Here is a 19,608-nt window from a genome sequence, read left to right on the forward strand (position 1 = left end):
AGTCTCCCCGACCGCGGACCCCCGACCGGCGCACGCGTCAGCTCGCGCTGCTGTCGGCCTTCTTCCCGCCCGCTTCCAGCACGTCGCCCGCGGGGAGCTCCTGGTGCCCGCCGAACTGCAGGCGCATCGCGGAGAGCACCTGGTTCGCGAAGTGGTCCTCACCGCGCGAGGCGAAGCGCTCGAACAGCGAGGAGGCGAGCACGGGCACCGGCACGCCGGTGTCGACGGCGGCCTTGACGGTCCACCGTCCCTCACCCGAGTCGGAGACGCGGCCGGCGAGACCGTCCAGCGTCGGGTTCTGGGCGAGCGCCGCGGCCGTGAGGTCGAGCAGCCACGACGAGATCACCGATCCGCGGCGCCACAGCTCGGACACCTTGGCCGTGTCGATGTCGAACTGGTAGAACTCCGGCTCTTCCAGCGGGGCGACCTCGGCGGAGTGCTCGCCCTGCTTGAGTCCCGCGTCGGCGTTGTTGAGGACGTTGAGTCCCTCGGCGAGCGCGGCCATGATGCCGTACTCGATGCCGTTGTGGACCATCTTCACGAAGTGCCCTGCGCCCGACGGACCGCAGTGCAGATAGCCGCGCTCCTCGGGGGTGTAGTCCCCCGAGCGGCCGGGCGTGCGCTCGATGTCACCGGGTCCGGGGGCGATCGTGCGCAGAACGGGCTCGAGGTGGGCGACGGCCTCGTCGTGTCCGCCGACCATGAGGCAGTAGCCGCGCTCGAGGCCGAAGACGCCACCCGACGTGCCGATGTCGACGTAGTGGATGCCGGTGTCCTGGAGCTTCGCGGCCCGGCGGACGTCGTCACGGTAGTTCGAGTTGCCGCCGTCGATGATGATGTCGCCCGCTTCGAGCACTTCGGCGACCTGGTCCACGACGGAGCCGGTGAGGCCGGCGGGGATCATCAGCCACACGGCGCGGGGCTTCTGCAGCTTCGAGGCGAGGTCGGCGATGCTCGTCGCCCCGGTCGCGCCCTCCGCGGCCAGCGCCGCCACGGCATCCTGGTTCACGTCGTAGACCACGCAGTCGTGGCCGTCCTTCATGAGTCTGCGGACGATGTTGGCGCCCATCCGTCCGAGTCCGACCATGGCGAGTTGCATCCGTACCCCATTCGTCTGAATCCGCCGCGACGGGCGGCACTTCGAGTCTAGGAGCGTGCGCGACCGACGTGGCCGGCTCAGCCCTGGAAGTCGTCGGGGTCGACGTCGTCGAGGAACTTCCGGAACTCCTCGACGCGGTCGTCGTCGCCGCGCGCGTCGAACTCGACCGCCCCCTCGGGCACGCCCGCCTCGGCGAGAACCGCCTCGGCGACCGCGATGGGCGCGTCGGTGCGGGCGGCGAGGGCGATGGCATCCGACGGTCTCGCGTCGATGACGAGCGGACCGCGCGGCGTCCGGAGGTGGATCTCGGCGTAGAACGTGCCCTCGAACAGGCGTGTCACCGCGACCCGATCGACGGATGCCGACAGCCCCCGCAGCATCACGACCATCAGATCGTGCGAGAGCGGGCGGGGCGTCACGGCCCCCTCCGTCGCGACGAGGATCGACATCGCCTCCTGCGGCCCGATCCACACCGGCAGGACGATCCCCTCCTCGGTTCCGGCACCGGGGAGCGGCGCGAGGAGGATGACGTGCTGCTGGGCGGAATCCAGGGCCACGCCGAGCACGCGAACCGGGACCATGACGCCAGGGTACCCGGCGGGGTCAGCGCACGATCCCCAGGGCGCGGGCGGCCGACACCGCAGCGGTGCGCGAGGACACCCCGAGCTTGGAGAACACGTGGGCCAGATGCGACTTCACCGTCGCGTCGGTGATGTGGAGGCGCGCCGCGACGTCGGCGTTGGACGCTCCGCGGGCGACGAGCCGCAGCACCTCGATCTCCCGTGCCGACAGGCTCACCCGGGGCTCGCGCAGTCGTGCCAGCAGGCGTCCCGCGATCGCGGGGGCCAAGGCGCTCTGCCCGGCGGCGGCGGCACGGACGCCCGCGAGCAGCTCGTGCGGCGGCGCGTCTTTCAGGAGGTACCCGCTGGCTCCGGCCTCGACGGCGCCGAGGATGTCGCCGTCGGTGTCGTAGTTCGTGAGCACGAGGACGTAGGGCGGCGCCGCCAGGGCACGGACGCGGCGCGTGGCCTCGGCCCCGGCGGCCCGTTCACCGAACTGCAGGTCCATGAGCACCAGCTCCGGCGAGAGGTCGGCGGCGAGGGCGACGGCCGCGTCGGGAGTGGATGCCTCGCCGACGACCTGGATGTCCGCCTCGGCCTCGAGCAGCGCCCGGACCCCGGCGCGGACCACCGGATGATCGTCGGCGATCACGACCCGGATCATGAGGCGGTCCCCCGCAGGGTGACCGCGACCACCGTGCCGGCACCCGCGGCGCTGACGACCGACAGGTCCCCCTCGAGCTGTTCGACGCGCTCGCGCATCGCGCGCAACCCGAACGAGTCCGTCCCGGAGGCCGTCTCCCCGGCGCCCGCCGGGTCGAACCCGCGACCGTCGTCGGAGATCGTCAGCCGGACGTCGCCGCCGTCCTGCGCGAGGTCGACGCGGACGCGCGTCGCGTCGGCGTGCTGAGAGACGTTGGCCAGGGCGCCCTGCGCGATGCGCAGCAGCGCCGCCTGCGCGTCCATGGGCAGGGACACATCGCCCGGGGTCGAGATCTCGACGTCGACGCCCTCGCGCTGCGCCCACCCCTCGGCCCACCGCTGCAGAGCGGGGCCCAGTCCCCGATCCAGCGTCGGCGGCGCGAGCTCGCGGATGAACCGGCGCGTCTCGGCGAGGCCGTCGGCGGCGGTCTGTCGCGCCAGCCGGATGTGCGCGATGCCGGGGCCCGTGGCATCCGCCCGTTCCGCCGCGTGCAGGAGCATCTGGATGCTCGACAGCCCCTGGGCCACGGTGTCGTGGATCTCGCGCGCGAGGCGTGCCCGCTCGGCCAGGACCCCCTGTTCGCGCTCGGTCGCCGCGAGGCGGTCGCGCGTCGCGAGGAGTTCGGCCACGAGCGCCTCCCTCTCGACGCTGCGGCGCTGGAGCGCGCCGTACCCCAGACCGATGAGCAGGGCCACTCCGGCTCCGACGACCGGCCCGACCACACCGCCGACCGTCAGACCGCCGTGCACCGCGAACGCCGCGATCGTCAGCCCGGTCGCAGCGATCACCGCCGCCGGCCCGACCCACCGCGGGAGCAGATGCAGATAGAGGAAGAACAACGGGAAGACGAGGTACGCGGCCTCGGGCACGAGCCACATCAAGGGCGCCCACACGAGCGTCAACGCGCACACCCAGGCGATGCCGCCGGCCGACCGCCCGCGGCGCGCCAGCCACAGCCCCGCGAGGTACACCGCGGCCAGCAGCGCGACGAGCACGAAGGCCCACGGCGAGCCCCCCGTCCAGACGACGCGGACGACGACGAGCGCGAGGAGCCCGGCGAAGAGCGCGTGGACTCCCGCGCGCAGCCCGGTGAACACGGGGGCCAAGGTGCGGTGCGGCATTTCCGTTCCAGCGTACGGACGCCGTGCCCCCCGCGGATCATCCGAAAGGTGGAGAGGGAGTTCGCCCTCGCCGCCGATGACCGGCCGACGCGTTCCGAGGAGGGTGGAGACACCGGCGAGATCCGCCGGACGGAAGGAGGCGACGTGTACGTCGCATGGCGGGATCTGCGGTTCGCCCGCGGGCGATTCGCCCTCATCGGGGCGGTCGTGGCGCTCATCACCCTGCTGGTCGGGTTCCTCTCGGGCCTCACCGGAGGTCTGGCGGCGCAGAACGTGTCCGCGGTCCTGCAGCTCCCCGGCGACCGGCTCGTCCTGCACGCCGACGGGACCGCGGCACCCACGTTCGCGGACTCCGCCTTCGACGACGCCACGATCGCCGCGTGGCGCACGGCATCCGGGGTGGATCACGTGACACCGATCGGCATCGTGCAGGGACGCGCCGAGGGACCGAGCGGCAGCGACGGCGTCGCGGTGCTCGGACTCGACGCCGGCGCGGGGTCCACCGTCCTCACCGACCTCGCACCGTCGGACGACAGCGGCATCGGGCTGTCGGCGGGCGCGGCGAGCGCCCTCGGAGCCACGACCGGCGATGAGATCACGGTGGCCGGGTCGACGTACCGCGTGGCCTCCGTCGGCGCCGACTCCTGGTACAGCCACACGCCGGTGGTGGTGCTCACGGCGTCGGCGTGGACGGCGCTGGATGCCAAGCTCGGCGGATCGGGGGATCCCACCGTGCTCGCCGTGACCGGCACCCCCGACTGGTCGGCGGTCGCCGCGGAGACGCGCGCCACGGCGACGAGCCCGCTCGCGAGCCTGACGGCGCTGCCGACGTTCCGCTCCGAGATCGGGTCGCTGGCCCTGATGATCGCGATGCTCTTCGGGGTCTCCGCGCTGGTCGTCGGCGCCTTCTTCACGGTCTGGACGATGCAGCGGGCGGGCGACATCGCGGTGCTGAAGGCGCTAGGAGCCGGAACGGGCGCCCTCGTGCGGGACGCGCTGGGTCAGGCGATCGTCGTGCTCGTCGTGGGGGTCGGCGTCGGGATCGGCCTCACGGCCACCCTCGGCGCGCTGGCCGGCGGCGCGCTCCCGTTCGTTTTGAACCCGCTCACGACCCTCGCTCCCGCCCTGGCGATGATCGCCCTGGGCCTCCTCGGCGCAGCCGTGTCGCTGCGCACCGTCACGAAGTCCGACCCCCTCACCGCTCTCGGGAGCACACGATGATCCTGCTCGACGACGTCACCCTCACCTATCCCGACGGCGACAGCCGCGTCACGGCGGTCGACCACGTCACCCTGCACGGGCGGCCCGGCCTCGTGACCGGCATCACGGGCCCCTCCGGCTCGGGGAAGTCGAGCCTGCTCGCCCTCGCGGCGACGCTGATCCGGCCCGACTCGGGTCGTGTGGTCATCGACGGGACGGATGCCACCGCGCTCACGCGCGCCGAGGCGACCGCGCTCCGGCGCGAGCGGATCGGGATCGTGTTCCAGCAGCCGCAGCTGTTGCCGGCCCTGACCGCCCGCGAGCAGTTGCGCGTGATGGGCGAACTCGGCGGACGCGGATCGCGGTCCCGCCGGGCGGCGGTGCGCTCCCGGGTGGACGAGCTGCTGGATGCCGTGGGTCTCGGCGGCCAGGCGGACCGTCGACCGGCGCAGCTCTCCGGCGGTCAGCGACAGCGCGTCGCGATCGCCCGTGCCCTCGTGCACGAGCCGCGCGTGCTGCTCGTCGACGAGCCGACGAGCGCACTGGACCGGGAACGCGGGGCGGCGATCATGGATCTGCTGTCGCGGCTCACGCGGGAGCGGCAGACGGCGACGCTGCTGGTCACCCACGACCTCGTCCACAGCGACGCGCTCGACGAGACCGTCGAGGTGATCGACGGTCGCGCCAGGGTGCTCGACTCCGACGTCACCAGCCGAACGCGTTGAACCACTCCCGGCGCCGGTCGGCCTCCGCGCGCGTCGGGTCGCCGCGCCAGGTGTCGTGCGGAGTCAGCACCCCGCGGTCGAGGGGGACGAAGGCCCAGCAGACGGGGCACACCGCGCGCCCGTCGGGAAACCCGTCCGCCAGCGTCGGAGCCGCCTCGGCCGCCGTTCCGGTGCCGGGGCACTCCGGCGGGTCGGCCTGCAGGTCGTTCCACAGCAGCGAGCCGCCGCGGCGGTGGTGCAGGCCGCGGTGGCCCTTCTCACGCGTGCAGATCTCGCCCTTTCGGCGGCTCAGGCACAACCGCCGAGCCGCGCCGGGCAGAGCGGCCAGTGTTCGCGTCACCCTTCGATTCTCGTCCCTGCGCGCGCAACGGGGGCAGGGACGCGATGCGCACGGGACGGTGCGGTCCGGTGGGGAGGGGGTCGTCGGTCATGGTGACTTCACCGTGTGTCAGATGTGGCCTGCGGCCGAGGGGGTTGACTCTTCCGACGACGGTGCTACCCGCGGGGGATCACCGACCCGCGCCGCGGAGGACGGTGTCGACCGCCGCGTGGAAGGTCACGTGCTGCGCCACCTCCACCGCACGGTCGTACCTCGCGCCCCGGAGGGCGACGAAGATCGCGCCGACGACCTCGACGTAACCGACGATCAGACCGTCGCACGCGACCTCGTACAGGTCGAGATCGATGCGTGTCCACGGGATCTCGGTGGCCGCCTTCGGCTGCCCCGGACGACTGAGGGGAATATCCATGACCATGAGAGCTCCTTGCGCCTAGCGGGGTGCTCTCAGACTGCGTCGAACGGCGCGACCCCGTTCCGGGGTTGACAATCGACGCGGCGGCGATACCGGTCAGGGCGCGCTGCGGACGGGTCGTCCGCGACGCGGGCGCTCGTGCGACAGATCGAACGGGGCGGCCGCGGATGCCAGACGTTCGGCCTCGTCCAGGAAGCGCAGATCGGCCTCGAGCCGCGATCGACGCGCGGCCGACACGATCGCCCGGGTCACGGCGTCCAGGTTCTCGTCCTCGGGCTCGACGCTCGACAGCGCCTCGCGCACGGCCGCGCGCTGGGCGCCGATGATGCCGGCGACGTCCGCGCCGGGGAGGGTGAGCGCGAGCGCGATGCGCAGGACGACCTCGTCGCGTCGCTCGACGATCGTGGCGGTTCGCAGCCATGCCCGCGCCTCGGAACGGCCGGCGGCGGTCGTGCCCCACAGCACGCGGCCGTCGTCGTCGGCGCCGCGGTGCTCGACGAGGCCGTCGCGCTCGAGCCGTTCGAGGGTCGTGTACACCTGGCCGACGTTCACCGCGACACCGGTGCGGCGCAGGTACTCCGCGCGCAACTGCGAGCCGTAGCAGTCACCGCGATCGAGGATCGCTAGCAGGCTCTGGCGCACCGTCATAGGGACCTCCGACCCACCGCGAAATGCTGTTCCGAGTATATCGTTCGATACCGAATCACCCGGTTTTCCGCGTCGTGACGCGGGAGTAGCCTGTGGTCAGACCACAGAGAAGATCGTCGATCGGAGACATCCCGTGGAGTGGCTCGACCCCCTCATGCTCGCTCGGTGGCAGTTCGGACTGACCACTCTGTACCACTTCCTCTTCGTGCCGCTGACGCTCGGGATGTCGCTGGTCGTGGCGATCTTCCAGACCGTCTGGTACCGCACGGGCGACGTGAAGTGGCTGCACCTGACCCGGTTCTTCGGCAAGATCTTCCTGATCAACTTCGCCATGGGCGTCGTGACCGGAATCGTGCAGGAGTTCCAGTTCGGAATGAACTGGTCGGCCTACTCCCGGTTCGTGGGCGACGTCTTCGGCGCCCCGCTCGCGTTCGAGGGACTGCTCGCCTTCTTCCTCGAGGCGACCTTCATCGGTCTGTGGATCTTCGGGTGGGACAAGCTCCCGCGCGGCCTGCACCTGGCCAGCATCTGGCTGGCGACGCTCGGCGCGACCCTGTCGGCGTACTTCATCATCGCCGCGAACGCGTTCATGCAGAACCCGGTCGGGTACCAGATGTCCGCGGACGGCAACCGGGCCGAGCTCGTCGACTTCGGCAAGCTCCTGACCAACCCGGTGGCGCTCGCGGCCTTCCCCCACACGATCTTCTCGGGCTGGATGTTCGCCGCCATGATCGTCGTGTCGGTGTCCGCCTGGCACCTCGCCCGCGGCCGCAACGTCGAGATGATGCGCGCCCCCCTGCGCTTCGGCCTCTGGTCGACCGTCGTGTCGTTCGTCCTCGTCGCCATCGCCGGCGACCAGCTGAGCCTGGTGATGGTGGCCACGCAGCCCATGAAGATGGCCGCGGCGGAGGCGACCTTCAACACGGTGTGCGGCGCGAACGCCTCGTTCTCGATCTTCACGCTCGGAACGCCGGACGGAACGAGCGAGCTGTTCTCCATCCGGGTGCCGTTCCTCCTCAGCATCCTGTCCACGCACTCGCTGGACGGCTGCGTCGAGGGCATCAACGACCTGAACACGATGTACAGCCAGCAGATGTTCCCGCAGTTCGCCGACCAGGTCGACGGCAACTTCGCCCCCGTCCTGTGGGTGACCTACTGGGCCTTCCGCTGGATGATCGCCCTCGGCGGCCTCGCGACCCTCATCAGCGTCGTCGGCCTCTGGGTCACGCGGAAGAAGGCCAAGCGCCCCGTCGCCCAGTGGATGTGGCGCGTGGCGATCTGGGCGGCGCCGCTGCCGATGCTCGGCAGCCTCGTCGGCTGGGTCTTCACCGAGATGGGCCGCCAGCCCTGGATCGTGTTCGGCCTGATGCTCACGCAGGACGGCGTCTCCCCCAGCGTCCCCGGCTGGAGCGTGCTGATCTCGCTCGTGGCCTTCACCGTGGTCTACGCCTCCCTCGCGGTCGTCGAGTTCGGACTCATCAAGAAGTACGCGCAGAAGGGTCCGGACCCGCTACCCGACCCGAACGCCCCGAACGAACCCGACACCGTCGAGAACACCCCGACGACCGTCTACTAGGAGCACAGTCATGGACCTCGCATACCTCTGGTTCTGGATCGTCGGATTCCTCTTCATCGGGTACTTCGTCCTCGACGGGTTCGACTTCGGCGTCGGCATGTCGCTCCCGTTCCTCGGCAAGGACGACATCGCCCGACGGCAGATCATCAACACGATCGGCCCCGTGTGGGACCTCAACGAGACCTGGGTGATCGTGGCGGGCGCCGCGCTGTTCGCCTCTTTCCCCGAGTGGTACGCCACGCTGTTCAGCGGGTTCTACCTGCCGCTGCTGCTGATCCTGCTGGCGCTCATCGCCCGCGGAGTCTCGTTCGAGTACCGCCACCAGCGCGACTCGCTGAAGTGGAAGCGCGGCTTCGACCGGATGATCCTGATCGGCTCGGCCGTCCCCGCGTTCCTCTGGGGCGTGGCGTTCGCGAACATCGTGCAGGGGGTTCCGCTGGATGCCGACCACGAGTACGTGGGCACCCTGTTGACGCTGCTGAACCCGTACGGGCTCCTCGGCGGTGTCGTCACGCTGCTGCTGTTCTTCACGCACGGCGTCTACTTCGTGGCGCTGAAGACCGACGGGCAGGTGCGCACGGACGCCCGCTCCCTCGCGAAGAAGTCCGGGCTCGCCACGATCGTCGCCGCCGCCCTGTTCCTGGTCTGGACGATCATCCAGGCCGCGAACAACCAGGCCCCGTTGCTCCTCGGCGTCGTCGCCCTCTCCGGGATCGCCGCGCTCGCGCTCATCGGCTCGTGGGTGGCGAACCTGCGCGACCGCGAGGGGACGGCCTTCACGCTCGGCGCGATCACGATCGTCACCGCCGTGGCGGCGCTGTTCTTCGCCCTCTTCCCCAACGTCATGCCCTCGACCCTCGAGCCGGGGTCGGGCCTGACGATCGAGAACGCCTCCAGCACCGACTACACCCTGACGATCATGAGTTGGGCGGCACTGATCTTCCTTCCCCTCGTCCTGGCCTACCAGGGGTGGACCTACTGGGTGTTCCGCAAGCGCGTCACCCGCGCCCGCATCGAGAAGGCAGCCCTGGTGGCGCATTGACCGACACGACCCGGGTGCGCCCCGTCGACCCCCGACTGGTGCGATACGCCTCCGCCTCCCGCGGCTTCTTCGCGGTGAGCGCGGCGATCGTCCTCGCCCAGACGGGGGTCGTCGTCGGCTTCGCGTGGTCGCTCACGTCGGCCCTCGTCGGCGCCGTCGACGGTCGCCCGTTCGACGAGCTGACCGGGTACGTCGCCGCGGCCGTCGCCCTCGTGGTCGTGCGGGGCCTCCTGATCGCGGCATCCGAGCGGGTGTCCGCCCGGGGAGCCGCGGCCGCCTCGCTCCAGCTGCGCGAACGCCTCGTCGCCGCCGTCGCGACGCTCGGGCCGGGGTGGCTCGCGCGCCGCAACGCCGCGTCGCTGTCGGTGACCGCCGGGCACGGTCTCGAAGCGCTCGACGCGTACTTCGGCCGCTACCTCCCGCAGTTGGTCGCCACCGCGATCACGACCCCGATCCTCATCGGCGCGATCACGCTCGCCGACCCCCTGTCGGGTCTCACGGTCGTGCTGACGATCCCCCTCATCCCCCTGTTCATGGTGCTGATCGGTCTGGCGACCCGCAGCGTGCAGAAGAAGCAGTACGGCACCCTCGGGCGTCTCGCCGCCCGGTTCGCCGACACCGTCGAAGGCCTCGGGACGCTCAAGGCCTTCGGCCGCGAGCACCGTGCCGCGGACACGGTCGAACGGGTGACGCGCGACTACAAGCGCGAGACGATGACCGTGCTGCGCGTGTCGTTCCTGTCCGGTTTCGCGCTGGAGTTCCTGGCATCCATCTCGGTCGCGATCATCGCCGTGACGATCGGGTTCCGCCTCCTCTCCGGCGATCTGACCCTGCTCGTGGGCCTGTTCGTGTTGCTGCTCGCGCCCGAGGCGTACCTGCCGCTGCGCCAGGTGGGCGTGCAGTTCCACGCCGCGTCCGAGGGCGTCGCCGCCACCGAGGAGATCTTCGACGCCCTGGATGCCGCCCGCACCGCGCCGGTGTCCGAGGGCACCGCCGCCGGGACGGGAACGACGCTCGAGCTGCGCGATGTCCGCGTGGAGCGCGGCGTCCACCGGATGCCGAGCGTCTCGCTGCGCGTGGAGCCGGGCGCGGTCGTGCTGATGACGGGCCCGAGCGGGGTGGGGAAATCGAGCGTGGTCGCCGCGATCCTCGGCTACGCCGATCACGGCGGGGAGGTGCTCCTGGACGGACGCGCGGTGCCTCACGCCCGCGCCGCGGTCGCATGGGCCGGACAACGGCCCGGACTCGTCTCGGGAACGGTGGCGGAGAACGTCGCGCTCGGATCCGACGCCGACCCCCTCGCGATCGCGGAGGCCCTCGTCGACGCCGGAGCCGCCGACCTCGACCCCGCGACGCCGCTCGGCGCGGGAGGGGCGGGGCTGTCGGGTGGGCAGGCGCAGCGCGTCGCCGTCGCCCGCGCGCTCTACCGCTCCCGCACCGCCGGGGCGCGGATCCTCGTCCTCGACGAACCCTCGAGCGCACTGGATGCCGATACCGAAGCACGCGTGTGGGAGACCCTCCGCGCCGAGGCCGACGCCGGCGCCGGCGTGCTGCTGGTGTCGCACCGCCCGTCCGCGCGGGAGATCGCCGACCGCGTGGTCGACCTGGGGGTGCTCGCGTGAACGGGCGGGTCCGCGGCATCCTCGCCTCCGCGATGCCCTCGCGGGGGCGGTTCGCCCCGGCGGTCCTGTCCGGGTTCGGTACCGCGGGAAGCGCGGTGGCCCTGCTGGCGACGAGCGCGTGGCTCATCGCCCGGGCCGCGGAGCAGCCTCTCGTCATGTACCTCTCGGTCGCGGTTGTCGGTGTCCGCGCGTTCGCCCTCTCCCGGGGCGTGTTCCGCTATCTCGAACGCCTCACCGGCCACGACGCCGCCCTCGAGCGACTCGCGGTCGTCCGCGCGGATCTGGTGCGCGAACTCGTGCCGCTGGCACCCGACGGGCTGGGCCGCGCGCGGCGGGGCGGGCTGCTCTCCAGCGTCGTGGACGACGTCGAAGAACTGCAGAACCTCCCGCTGCGCGTCGTGCTGCCGCTCTCGGTCGCCGCGCTCACCTCGCTCGCGGCCGTCGTGTTCACGGCGTTCGTGTCGTGGCCCGCGGCGCTGGTCCTGCTGGCCTGCCTGGTCGCGGCGTTCGCGGTGTCGGTGGCCGCGGGATGGGCGGCCGGCGCCCGCGCCGAGCGGGCGATCGCCCCGCTGCGTGCCGTCCTCGCCGACGCGGTCCACGACCTCCTGACCAACCTCGACGTGCTCACCGCGTACGGCGCGCTGGACGCCGCGCAGGCGCGGGTGCGCGACGCCGACCGGGCCCTGCGCCGCGCGGTCGTGCGCCGTGGAGCCGCCCAGGGACTCACGTCGGGGACCGTGTCGGTGCTCGCGGGCCTCGCGTCCCTGTTCGCGCTCACGGTCGCCGCGCCCGGTGTCGCGGCCGGGACGCTCTCCGGCCCCGGCCTCGCCGTGGTGGTGCTGCTGCCGATGGCGGTGTTCGAGGTGTTCGGACCGGTGCCGCTGGCCCTGGCGTCCTGGCGTCAGGTGCGCGCGGCGGCCGAGCGCATCGCCGACGCCGTCCCGGCGGAGATCCCCGAAGGACTCCCCCGCGACGAACCCGTCGCGACGGGCGCAGCGCCCGCCCTCGGCGACGGCATCGAGCTGCGCGACGTGCGCGCGCACTGGCCGGCGAGATCCGATGCGGGCCTCGACGACACCGGGCGCATCACCGACGTCACGCTCCGCGTCGCAGCCGGCGAACGCGTCCTCGTCACGGGTCCGAGCGGCGCGGGGAAGACGACGCTGGCGCACGTCCTCGCGCGCTTCCTCGACTACGACGGCGAATTCACGATCGGCGGCGTCGAGGCGCGGACCCTCGCGGGCGACGACCTCCGTCGCACCATCGGGCTGGTCGAGCAGACGCCGTACCTCTTCGACGAATCGGTGCGTCAGAACCTGCTGTTCGCGCGCGAGGATGCCGGCGACGACGACCTGACCGAGGTGCTCAGCCGCGTCGGTCTCGACGCCTGGGTGCGCGAGCGGGGCGGCCTCGACGCCCCCGTCGGCGACCGCGGCGGGCTCGTCTCGGGCGGCCAGGCGCAGAGGCTCGCCCTGGCGCGCGCGCTGTTGCGCGGCTTCCCGGTGCTCGTGCTCGACGAGCCGACCGCGGGCGTCGACCCGGCGGCATCCGACGCGCTCCTGCGCGACCTGCTCGGCGCTGTCGGCGGCGAGCGCGACCGCGGGCGGGCCGTCGTGCTCGTGTCGCACGTCGACGTTCCGGACGACCTCGTCGACCGCATCGTGCGACTGGAGAGCGGGCGGGTCGTCGCGGGCTGACCCGGTTCAGGATGCCGCGACGAACCGCACGTGCCCGGGCTCGACGGACAGCCGGACGTGTGCGCCCGGCCGGAGCCGCGCCGCGTCGGCGGTCGGAACCTCCGCCGCTCCGCGGTCGGTGACGACGCGAACGCCCGTCGCCGTCGCCTCGTGGTGCCGCACGACCGCATCCCACCCGTTCGGACCGTCGCCGAGCCGCACGTGCGCCGCTCGGAAGACCGCCGCGAGCGCGGAGCCGTCGCGGCCGTCGAACGGCTCGGTCGATCGCAGACACCACCCGTCCGACTGCCAGTGACCGCGCGACGCGACGCCGACGATCCGTTCGAGCCCGGCGATGCGGGCGGCCAGATCGGTCGCCGGCGCCTCGAGCACCTCGCGCACGGGTCCGAGCTGCGTCGCCCTGCCCGCCTCGACGATCAGCAGACGGTCCGCGAGGACCGCGGCGTCGACGGCGTCGTGGGTCACGGCGACGGCCGTCACGCCGTCCAACGCCTCGCGCAGCATCGCGCGGATCTCGGCCGCGGTCACGGCATCCAACGCGACGAGAGGCTCGTCCAGCAGGACCGCGCGGGGCCGGGCGGCGAGCGCGCGGGCCACCGCCACACGCTGCTGCTCACCACCGGAGAGCTCGGACGGGCGACGGTCGCCGACCCCCGGGAGCCCCACGCGCCGGAGCCACGCGTCGGCCTCGGATCGGGCGTCGATGGCGTCGACGCCGGCAGCGCGGGGGCCGAAGGCCACGTTCTCCCGCAACGAGAGATGGGGGAAGAGCCGTGCGTCCTGGCCCAGCAGCACGAGACCGCGGTGCATCGGATCGGTGCGCACGCGCGGGCGCGCGGCGCGGTCGATCACCCGACCGTCGAGCGAGATCTCACCGCCGTCGAGCGGCTGGAGTCCCGCTAGGGCCTCGAGCACGGTGGATTTCCCCGCGCCGCTGCGACCCATGATCGCGAGCGTCTCGCCCGGGGCGAGATCGAACGCGACGTCCACGAGGAACGCCCGTCGCCGCACGACGATGTGCGCCGACAGCGCCGCGCTCACGCCGCCCCCACGGCCGGTCGCCACCCGCGGACGAGCAGCAGCACCGCGATCGCCGTCACCAGGAGGAGCAGAGCCAGCGCCACGGCCGTGCCCTGCGCGACGCCGCCGCCGTTGAACGCCGTGTAGATGGCGAGCGGCATCGTCTGCGTGACGCCGGGCCGGTTGCCGGCGAACAGCGCAGTGGCGCCGAACTCGCCGATCGCGCGGGCGAAGCACAGCACGACGCCGGCGACGATGCCGGGCGCGGCGAGCGGCAGGGTGATGCGGCGGAGGATGGTCGCCCGGCCGGCTCCGAGGGAGGCCGCGGTCCGTTCGAGATCGACGCCGGTGCTGCGCAGCGCCCCTTCCACGGCGAGGACGAGGAACGGCAGCGCCACGAAGACCTGCGCCAGCACGACGGCGGCCGTCGTGAACGGCAGACCGAGACCGCCCAACCAGCCGTTGCGGCCGAAGAGGTACAGCAGCGCGACGCCGCCGACCATCGGCGGGAGCACGAGCGGAACCGTCACGAGCGCGCGGAGCAGCGCCGCGGTCCGCGGCGAGGCGCGCGCGATCACCAGGGCCAGGGGGATGCCGGCCACCGCGCAGGCCGCGGTGGCCGCCGCGCCGGTCGCCAGCGACAGGCCGAGCGCCTGCAGCGCCGCGGGCGAGGTGACGTCGGTGAGGAGCGTGGACCACTCCACCCGCGCGACGAGCGCGGTGAGCGGCACGAGGAGGAAGAGCAACCCGATCACCGCCGGCACGATCAGCCAGCGGGGAACGTAGCCCGCCCCTCTCACGGAGCCCGGAACCCTGCGTCGGCGAGGATCTTCTGCCCGTCCGCCGACAGCACGAAGGCGACGAACGCGGCGGCCGCGGTCGGATTCGGAGCGTCCGTGAGCGCCGCGATCGGGTAGCGGTTGACCACCGCGTCGGCGCCGGCGGGGACGACCGACTCCACGTCGTCGCGACCCACCGCGTCGGTGGCGTAGACGAGCCCGGCATCCGCCTCCCCCGCGGCGACCTTGGTCAGCACCGCGGTGACGTTCTGCTCGGAGCTGGCGGGGGTCACGGAGACACCCGCGTTCGACAGGAGCGTCGCCGATGCCGCGCCGCACGGGACCTCGGGGGCGCACAGCACGGTGGTCACCCGGGCGAGATCGGCGAGCCCCCGAACCTTTCCGGGATCACCGGCGGGTACCGCGATGACGAGGGTGTTCCCCGCGAAGATCCGCGGGTCCGGTGCCTGCGCGGCCACCTTCGCCATGTTCTTCTCGTCGGCCGACGCGAACACGTCCGCGGGCGCGCCCTCGCCGATCTGGGTGGCCAGCGTGCTCGATCCGTCGTACACGGCCTGCACGGTGACACCGGGATGCGCGGCCTCGAACGCGGTGGCGATCTCGTCGAACGAGCGCTGCAGCGACGCCGCGGCGTAGACCTCGATGCTTCCCGAGACGGGGTCCTCGGATGCCGCGGGGGTCGGCGCGGACGAGGCGCACCCGGCCGCGGCCAGGGTCAGGGTGGACAGGAGTGCGAGCACAGCGAGGGGACGACGCATCGGGGGTCCTTTCCGCGGAGCCGAGTGCCCGCGGCATCCAGTATTCCGCATCTGCGGATCATGGGACGGAATGGGGGCGCTAGCGCGGAGTCTCGACCGTGACCACCGTCGCCTTCACGGATGCCACGGCGAGCGCACCCGGCTCGAGCGCGAGCTCTTCGGCGGCCTCCGCCGACATGAGCGACACGACCCGGTGCGGACCGCACTGCAGGTCGACCTGCGCCATGACGCCGTCGATGCGCACCCGCGTCACGATGCCGACGAAGCGATTGCGCGCGCTCGACGCGACCCCGGTCGGATCGTCGGGTTCGGCGGCGAGCGCGACGGCGCGCTCCGCGAGCGCCGCACCCGGGATCTCGACCGGCGACGCCCCCGTCGTGGGCAAGAGGCCCTGGTCGATCCAGCGCCGCACGGTGTCGTCGCTGACGCCGAGCAGCCCCGCGGCCTGCGCGATCCGGAAGGTGGTGGTCATGGCTCGACGCTAGCGCCCCGGCGGCGGCCCGCCCCACTCCCCGTTCGCCTAGGCTCGACCCATGGATGCCGTGCGCGAGACCGGGGCGCCCCGCGAGGGCGGGCTGCTCGATCGGTTCGGCCGCGTGGCCCGCGACCTGCGCGTGTCGGTGATCGACAAGTGCAACCTGCGCTGCACGTACTGCATGCCCGCGGAGGGCCTGCCGTGGATGCCGCAGCAGCAGCTCATGACCGGCGAGGAGATCGCGCGGATCGTGCGCGTCGCCGTCCGCGCGCTCGGCGCCGAGGAGCTGCGCCTGACGGGCGGCGAGCCGCTCGTGCGCAAGGACCTCGAGGACGTCATCGCGCGGATCCGCGCCGACCACCCCGACCTGCCGATCGCGATGACCACCAACGCGGTGGGACTCGATCGCCGCGCCCAGGCTCTGAAGGACGCGGGGCTCACGCGTCTGAACGTCTCGCTCGACACCCTGCACCCCGAGACGTTCGCCGAACTCACCCGCCGCCCCCACCTCGACAAGGTCCTGGCCGGGCTCGACGCCGCCCGGGCCGCGGGCCTCGGTCCCATCAAGATCAACGCGGTGCTGCTGCGCGGCATCAACGACACCGAGATGACTCCGCTCGTGGATTGGGCCGTGACCCACGGCTACGAGATGCGGTTCATCGAGGACATGCCGCTCGACGGCGACCGCTCCTGGACCGAGACGCAGGTTGTGCCGGCGCGCGAGATCCGCGCCGCACTCGAGGAGGTCTTCGATCTCGCGCCCGACCCCCGCGGTCGCGGGGCCGCGCCCGCCGAACGCTGGGAGGTGCGTCGTCGCGGCGACGACACCCTGGCCGGTCACGTCGGCATCATCTCCTCGGTCACCGAGCCCTTCTGCGCCGCCTGCACGCGCACACGCGTCACCGCCGACGGTCGCATCCGCTCCTGTCTGTTCTCCCATGAGGAGACCGACCTGCTCACGGCGCTGCGCGACGGCGCGAGCGACGAAGGGCTGGCGCAGATCTGGCGGGATGCCATGTGGCGAAAGCCTCGCGCGCACGGCTCGGACCGCGTCGGCCTGGCGCGTGCCGACTTCATCCAGCCCGCGCGCACGATGAGCGCGATCGGCGGATGAGGCCGCTCGTCGACCCGGTGGCCGCCCTCGCCCCCGAAGAACTCATCCGCACGGCCCGTCACGCCGTCCTCGCCGGGATCGGCGAAGAGGGACAGCGGCGACTCGCGGCCGCCCGCATCGCCGTGGTCGGCGCGGGGGGCCTCGGCTCCCCCGTGCTGCTGGCCCTGGCCGCCGCGGGCGTCGGCGAACTGATCGTGATCGACGACGACGTCGTCGAGCGCACGAACCTGCAGCGGCAGCTGATGCACCGTGTGGACGACATCGGCGCACCGAAGACGGCGTCCGCGGCGCGCGCGATCCACGATCTCTCACCGCTCACGCGTGTGCGGCAGGAGACGACGCGCCTCACCCCGGACAACGCCCGCGACCTCCTCGGCGACGCGCACGTCGTGATCGACGGCAGCGACACGTTCGACACCCGCAGCGCCGTGGCATCCGCGACCGACGATCTCGGGATGCCGCTGGTGTGGGGCGCCGTGCAGGAGTGGTCGGCGCAGGCCACGGTGTTCTGGTCGCGGCCCCCCGCGGGCCACGCCCCCGTGACCCTCGGCGACGTCTTCCCGCCCGAGTCCGTCGGCGAACCGCCGACGTGCGCGCAGGTCGGCGTGCTGGGGTCGCTGTGCGTGCAGGTCGGGGGCCTGCTCGCGACCGAGGCGGTCAAACTCATCACCGGCGCCGGCGAGCCTCTGCTCGGGCGTCTCGTCGTGATCGACGCGCTGCGCGCCCGCCAGGACGTCATCCCCCTCGCCGGAAGGACCCCGCGTGTCTGAGCTGCTGACCGTCGAAGAGCACCGCGCCCGCATCCTCGCCGCCGTGAACGCCCTGCCCGTCGAGACGGTCCGGCTGGACGAGGCGGCGGGACGGACGCTCGCGGCCGACGTCCGCGCCCGGCACGACCTCCCCGGCGACGACAACTCCTCGATGGACGGGTTCGCCGTCCGCTTCGCCGACGTCGAGGGGGCGGATGCCGAGAGCCCGGTGCCGCTGCGCGTCGTCGCCGATCTGCCGGCCGGGTCGGCCGACGACCCCGCGTTCGGGCCGGGCGAGGCGGTGCGGATCATGACCGGAGCCCCCGTGCCGACGGGCGCTGACGCCATCGTCCCGTTCGAGGACACCGCCGGCGGCCTCGCCGACTCCCTCGGCACCGTCGAGGTGCTCCACGCCCCCGCCGCCGCGGGCGCGTTCATCCGACGTCGCGGCGGTGACGTCCGCACCGGCGACGCCGTGCTCACGGCGGGCGAGCGGCTCGGGTCGTACGCCCTCGCCGCCGCCGCCGCGGCCGGCGTCGATCGTCTCGAGGTACGCCGCCGTCCGCGCGTGGCGGTCGTGTCCACGGGGAGCGAGCTCGTGGCCCCCGGGACGACACCGGGCCGCGGACAGACGCCCGACTCGAACGGGGTGCTCCTGAACGCTCTCGTCACCGGCGCCGATGCCGAGGTCACCGTCCTCGCCTCGGTCGCCGACGAGCCGAGCGCGATCGAGGCCGTCCTCGAACACGCGTCTAACGTCGACGTCGTCGTTTTCAGCGGCGGTGTGAGCGCCGGGGCCTACGAACCCGTGCGTCTCGCGCTGTCCGAGCGCATCGCGTTCGACAAGGTCGCGATGCAGCCCGGCAAGCCGCAGGCCTTCGGCGTCGTCGACGACGGTCGGCTCGTGTTCGGCCTCCCCGGCAACCCGGTCAGCGTCGCCGTCTCGTTCGAGGTGTTCGTGCGCCCGGCACTCCTCGCCCTCCAGGGCCGCACGGCGATCGATCGCCGCCACGCCCGGCTCACGGCATCCGAGTCGTGGCGCACCCCGCCCGGCCGCCGACAGTACCTCCCGGCGGTCGTCGATCTCGTCGCCGGAACGGTGCGCCCGGCCACCGCGGGCGGGTCCGGCTCGCACCTCGCGGCGTCGCTGGCGCGCGCCGAGGCGTTCGCGATCGTCCCCGCCGAGGTGTCGGTCGTCGCCGTCGGCGACCCCGTCGATGTCATGCTGATTCCATGACCTTCACCCACCTGGACGCCGCGGGCCACGCCCGCATGGTCGACGTCACTCTCAAGCAGCCCACCGTCCGCACCGCGACGGCGCGCGGCTTCGTGCGCTGCACCCCCGAGGTGGTCACCGCGCTCCGCGGCGGCACCGCGCCGAAGGGCGATGTGCTGGCCGTGGCGCGGATCGCCGGCATCCAGGCCGCCAAGTCGACGCCGACGCTCCTCCCCCTCGCGCATGTCATCGGGGTGCACCGCGCCTCGGTCGACCTCGAGATCGTCGACGACGGCGTCGAGATCGAGGCCACCGTCGGCACCGCCGACCGCACCGGCGTCGAGATGGAGGCGCTCACGAGCGTCTCGGTCGCCGCGCTCGCGATCGTCGACATGGTGAAGGGTATGGACAAGGGCACCAGCATCGAGAACGTGCGGATCGTGTCCAAGACCGGGGGCAAGTCCGGCGACTGGCACCGCGCCGGGGAGCCCGCGTGAGCGTGCGGGTCCGGTACTTCGCCGCCGCCGCCGAGGCCGCGGGGACGGATGCCGAGGACCGCGCCGAGTCGACCCTCCTCGCGCTGCGCACCGCCGTGCTCACGGACCACCCCGCGCTCGTCGGCATCCTGGACCGCTGCGCCGTGCTCGTCGACGGCGAGCGCCGCGACGACGACGCGCCCCTCGCGGGCGTCGCGCACGTCGACGTGCTGCCGCCGTTCGCCGGCGGCTGAG

At 72.9% G+C, this 19,608-nt stretch carries 22 protein-coding genes; 11 read left to right on the top strand and 11 right to left on the bottom strand.

Features of this window, described 5'->3' with window-relative positions; genetic code table 11:
• Nucleotides 1-37: 37 nt before the first annotated feature.
• From gnd to BGO45_RS05845, 4 genes are all read right to left on the bottom strand, one after another.
• Nucleotides 38-1,099 (bottom strand): phosphogluconate dehydrogenase (NAD(+)-dependent, decarboxylating), encoded by a 1,062-nt coding sequence (gene gnd / locus BGO45_RS05830; RefSeq protein ID WP_292691729.1) that lies wholly within the window; start codon nucleotides 1,097-1,099, stop codon nucleotides 38-40.
• 77 nt (nucleotides 1,100-1,176) lie between these two features.
• Nucleotides 1,177-1,680: a bifunctional nuclease family protein gene (locus BGO45_RS05835; RefSeq protein ID WP_292691731.1), complete on the bottom strand. Its 504-nt coding sequence runs from the start codon at nucleotides 1,678-1,680 to the stop codon at nucleotides 1,177-1,179.
• A gap of 22 nt (nucleotides 1,681-1,702) precedes the next feature.
• Nucleotides 1,703-2,323, bottom strand: coding sequence for a response regulator transcription factor (locus BGO45_RS05840; protein ID WP_292691733.1), 621 nt, complete (start codon nucleotides 2,321-2,323; stop codon nucleotides 1,703-1,705).
• Nucleotides 2,320-3,483, bottom strand: coding sequence for a sensor histidine kinase (locus BGO45_RS05845; protein WP_292691736.1), 1,164 nt, complete (start codon nucleotides 3,481-3,483; stop codon nucleotides 2,320-2,322). The genes BGO45_RS05840 and BGO45_RS05845 overlap by 4 nt, the downstream gene beginning before the upstream one ends.
• A 144-nt stretch (nucleotides 3,484-3,627) precedes the next feature.
• On the opposite strand from BGO45_RS05845, the gene BGO45_RS05850 reads away from it, so the two are divergent.
• Nucleotides 3,628-4,704 carry an ABC transporter permease gene (locus tag BGO45_RS05850; RefSeq protein WP_292692888.1) on the top strand — a complete coding sequence of 359 codons (1,077 nt, stop codon included), beginning with the start codon at nucleotides 3,628-3,630 and terminating at the stop codon, nucleotides 4,702-4,704.
• A complete protein-coding gene (locus BGO45_RS05855; protein ID WP_292691737.1) occupies nucleotides 4,701-5,408 on the top strand; it encodes an ABC transporter ATP-binding protein in 708 nt (235 codons plus the stop codon). The genes BGO45_RS05850 and BGO45_RS05855 overlap by 4 nt, the downstream gene beginning before the upstream one ends.
• Here BGO45_RS05855 and BGO45_RS05860 read toward each other — a convergent pair.
• From BGO45_RS05860 to BGO45_RS05870, 3 genes are all read right to left on the bottom strand, one after another.
• Nucleotides 5,389-5,748, bottom strand: coding sequence for a hypothetical protein (locus BGO45_RS05860; RefSeq protein ID WP_292691738.1), 360 nt, complete (start codon nucleotides 5,746-5,748; stop codon nucleotides 5,389-5,391). The genes BGO45_RS05855 and BGO45_RS05860 overlap by 20 nt on opposite strands.
• Nucleotides 5,749-5,917: 169 nt before the next feature.
• Entirely contained in the window at nucleotides 5,918-6,157 is a 240-nt protein-coding gene (locus BGO45_RS05865; protein ID WP_292691740.1) for a hypothetical protein, read from the bottom strand.
• A 99-nt stretch (nucleotides 6,158-6,256) separates the two neighbouring features.
• On the bottom strand, nucleotides 6,257-6,808 hold the full coding sequence (locus tag BGO45_RS05870; protein ID WP_292691743.1) for a PadR family transcriptional regulator: 552 nt from the start codon (nucleotides 6,806-6,808) through the stop codon (nucleotides 6,257-6,259).
• Nucleotides 6,809-6,941: 133 nt separating this feature from the next.
• On the opposite strand from BGO45_RS05870, the gene BGO45_RS05875 reads away from it, so the two are divergent.
• From BGO45_RS05875 to cydC, 4 genes are read left to right on the top strand one after another with little or no spacing between them, the layout of a single operon-like run.
• Nucleotides 6,942-8,384 carry a cytochrome ubiquinol oxidase subunit I gene (locus BGO45_RS05875; RefSeq protein WP_076494570.1) on the top strand — a complete coding sequence of 481 codons (1,443 nt, stop codon included), beginning with the start codon at nucleotides 6,942-6,944 and terminating at the stop codon, nucleotides 8,382-8,384.
• A 10-nt stretch (nucleotides 8,385-8,394) separates the two neighbouring features.
• Entirely contained in the window at nucleotides 8,395-9,426 is a 1,032-nt protein-coding gene (cydB, locus tag BGO45_RS05880) for a cytochrome d ubiquinol oxidase subunit II (protein ID WP_292691746.1), read from the top strand.
• Nucleotides 9,423-11,048: a thiol reductant ABC exporter subunit CydD gene (gene cydD / locus BGO45_RS05885; RefSeq protein WP_292691747.1), complete on the top strand. Its 1,626-nt coding sequence runs from the start codon at nucleotides 9,423-9,425 to the stop codon at nucleotides 11,046-11,048. Before cydB ends, cydD begins: the two co-directional genes overlap by 4 nt.
• A complete protein-coding gene (gene cydC, locus BGO45_RS05890) occupies nucleotides 11,045-12,745 on the top strand; it encodes a thiol reductant ABC exporter subunit CydC (RefSeq protein WP_292691748.1) in 1,701 nt (566 codons plus the stop codon). The genes cydD and cydC overlap by 4 nt, the downstream gene beginning before the upstream one ends.
• A gap of 6 nt (nucleotides 12,746-12,751) precedes the next feature.
• On the opposite strand, the gene BGO45_RS05895 is transcribed toward cydC, so the two are convergent.
• The 4 genes from BGO45_RS05895 to BGO45_RS05910 form a co-directional block, all read right to left on the bottom strand.
• Entirely contained in the window at nucleotides 12,752-13,786 is a 1,035-nt protein-coding gene (locus BGO45_RS05895; protein ID WP_292691749.1) for an ABC transporter ATP-binding protein, read from the bottom strand.
• Nucleotides 13,783-14,565: a molybdate ABC transporter permease subunit gene (gene modB, locus BGO45_RS05900; RefSeq protein WP_292691751.1), complete on the bottom strand. Its 783-nt coding sequence runs from the start codon at nucleotides 14,563-14,565 to the stop codon at nucleotides 13,783-13,785. Before modB ends, BGO45_RS05895 begins: the two co-directional genes overlap by 4 nt.
• On the bottom strand, nucleotides 14,562-15,323 hold the full coding sequence (modA, locus tag BGO45_RS05905; protein WP_292691753.1) for a molybdate ABC transporter substrate-binding protein: 762 nt from the start codon (nucleotides 15,321-15,323) through the stop codon (nucleotides 14,562-14,564). Before modA ends, modB begins: the two co-directional genes overlap by 4 nt.
• A 79-nt stretch (nucleotides 15,324-15,402) precedes the next feature.
• Entirely contained in the window at nucleotides 15,403-15,795 is a 393-nt protein-coding gene (locus BGO45_RS05910) for a molybdopterin-binding protein (protein ID WP_292691755.1), read from the bottom strand.
• A gap of 61 nt (nucleotides 15,796-15,856) precedes the next feature.
• Between BGO45_RS05910 and moaA the strand changes: the two genes are divergently transcribed.
• The 5 genes from moaA to BGO45_RS05935 are packed head-to-tail and all read left to right on the top strand — an operon-like array spanning nucleotide 15,857 to nucleotide 19,607.
• Nucleotides 15,857-16,912: a GTP 3',8-cyclase MoaA gene (gene moaA, locus BGO45_RS05915; RefSeq protein ID WP_292691757.1), complete on the top strand. Its 1,056-nt coding sequence runs from the start codon at nucleotides 15,857-15,859 to the stop codon at nucleotides 16,910-16,912.
• A complete protein-coding gene (locus tag BGO45_RS05920) occupies nucleotides 16,909-17,682 on the top strand; it encodes a HesA/MoeB/ThiF family protein (RefSeq protein ID WP_292691759.1) in 774 nt (257 codons plus the stop codon). The genes moaA and BGO45_RS05920 overlap by 4 nt, the downstream gene beginning before the upstream one ends.
• A complete protein-coding gene (gene glp / locus BGO45_RS05925; RefSeq protein WP_292691760.1) occupies nucleotides 17,675-18,898 on the top strand; it encodes a gephyrin-like molybdotransferase Glp in 1,224 nt (407 codons plus the stop codon). The genes BGO45_RS05920 and glp overlap by 8 nt, the downstream gene beginning before the upstream one ends.
• A complete protein-coding gene (gene moaC / locus BGO45_RS05930; RefSeq protein WP_292691762.1) occupies nucleotides 18,895-19,374 on the top strand; it encodes a cyclic pyranopterin monophosphate synthase MoaC in 480 nt (159 codons plus the stop codon). The genes glp and moaC overlap by 4 nt, the downstream gene beginning before the upstream one ends.
• Nucleotides 19,371-19,607, top strand: coding sequence for a MoaD/ThiS family protein (locus BGO45_RS05935; protein ID WP_292691764.1), 237 nt, complete (start codon nucleotides 19,371-19,373; stop codon nucleotides 19,605-19,607). Before moaC ends, BGO45_RS05935 begins: the two co-directional genes overlap by 4 nt.
• Nucleotide 19,608: the final 1 nt, after the last annotated feature.

This window comes from Microbacterium sp. 71-36 (assembly GCF_001898305.1).
GTDB lineage: Bacteria > Actinomycetota > Actinomycetes > Actinomycetales > Microbacteriaceae > Microbacterium.

Excerpts from the sequence above, each read along its gene's own strand:
- gnd (WP_292691729.1), bottom strand. The coding sequence starts at position 1,099 with ATGCAACTCGCCATGGTCGGACTCGGACGGATGGGCGCCAACATCGTC.
- BGO45_RS05835 (WP_292691731.1), bottom strand. The coding sequence starts at position 1,680 with ATGGTCCCGGTTCGCGTGCTCGGCGTGGCCCTGGATTCCGCCCAGCAG.
- BGO45_RS05840 (WP_292691733.1), bottom strand. The coding sequence starts at position 2,323 with ATGATCCGGGTCGTGATCGCCGACGATCATCCGGTGGTCCGCGCCGGG.
- BGO45_RS05845 (WP_292691736.1), bottom strand. The coding sequence starts at position 3,483 with ATGCCGCACCGCACCTTGGCCCCCGTGTTCACCGGGCTGCGCGCGGGA.
- BGO45_RS05855 (WP_292691737.1), top strand. The coding sequence starts at position 4,701 with ATGATCCTGCTCGACGACGTCACCCTCACCTATCCCGACGGCGACAGC.
- BGO45_RS05865 (WP_292691740.1), bottom strand. The coding sequence starts at position 6,157 with ATGGATATTCCCCTCAGTCGTCCGGGGCAGCCGAAGGCGGCCACCGAG.
- BGO45_RS05870 (WP_292691743.1), bottom strand. The coding sequence starts at position 6,808 with ATGACGGTGCGCCAGAGCCTGCTAGCGATCCTCGATCGCGGTGACTGC.
- cydB (WP_292691746.1), top strand. The coding sequence starts at position 8,395 with ATGGACCTCGCATACCTCTGGTTCTGGATCGTCGGATTCCTCTTCATC.
- modA (WP_292691753.1), bottom strand. The coding sequence starts at position 15,323 with ATGCGTCGTCCCCTCGCTGTGCTCGCACTCCTGTCCACCCTGACCCTG.
- BGO45_RS05910 (WP_292691755.1), bottom strand. The coding sequence starts at position 15,795 with ATGACCACCACCTTCCGGATCGCGCAGGCCGCGGGGCTGCTCGGCGTC.
- moaA (WP_292691757.1), top strand. The coding sequence starts at position 15,857 with ATGGATGCCGTGCGCGAGACCGGGGCGCCCCGCGAGGGCGGGCTGCTC.
- BGO45_RS05920 (WP_292691759.1), top strand. The coding sequence starts at position 16,909 with ATGAGGCCGCTCGTCGACCCGGTGGCCGCCCTCGCCCCCGAAGAACTC.
- moaC (WP_292691762.1), top strand. The coding sequence starts at position 18,895 with ATGACCTTCACCCACCTGGACGCCGCGGGCCACGCCCGCATGGTCGAC.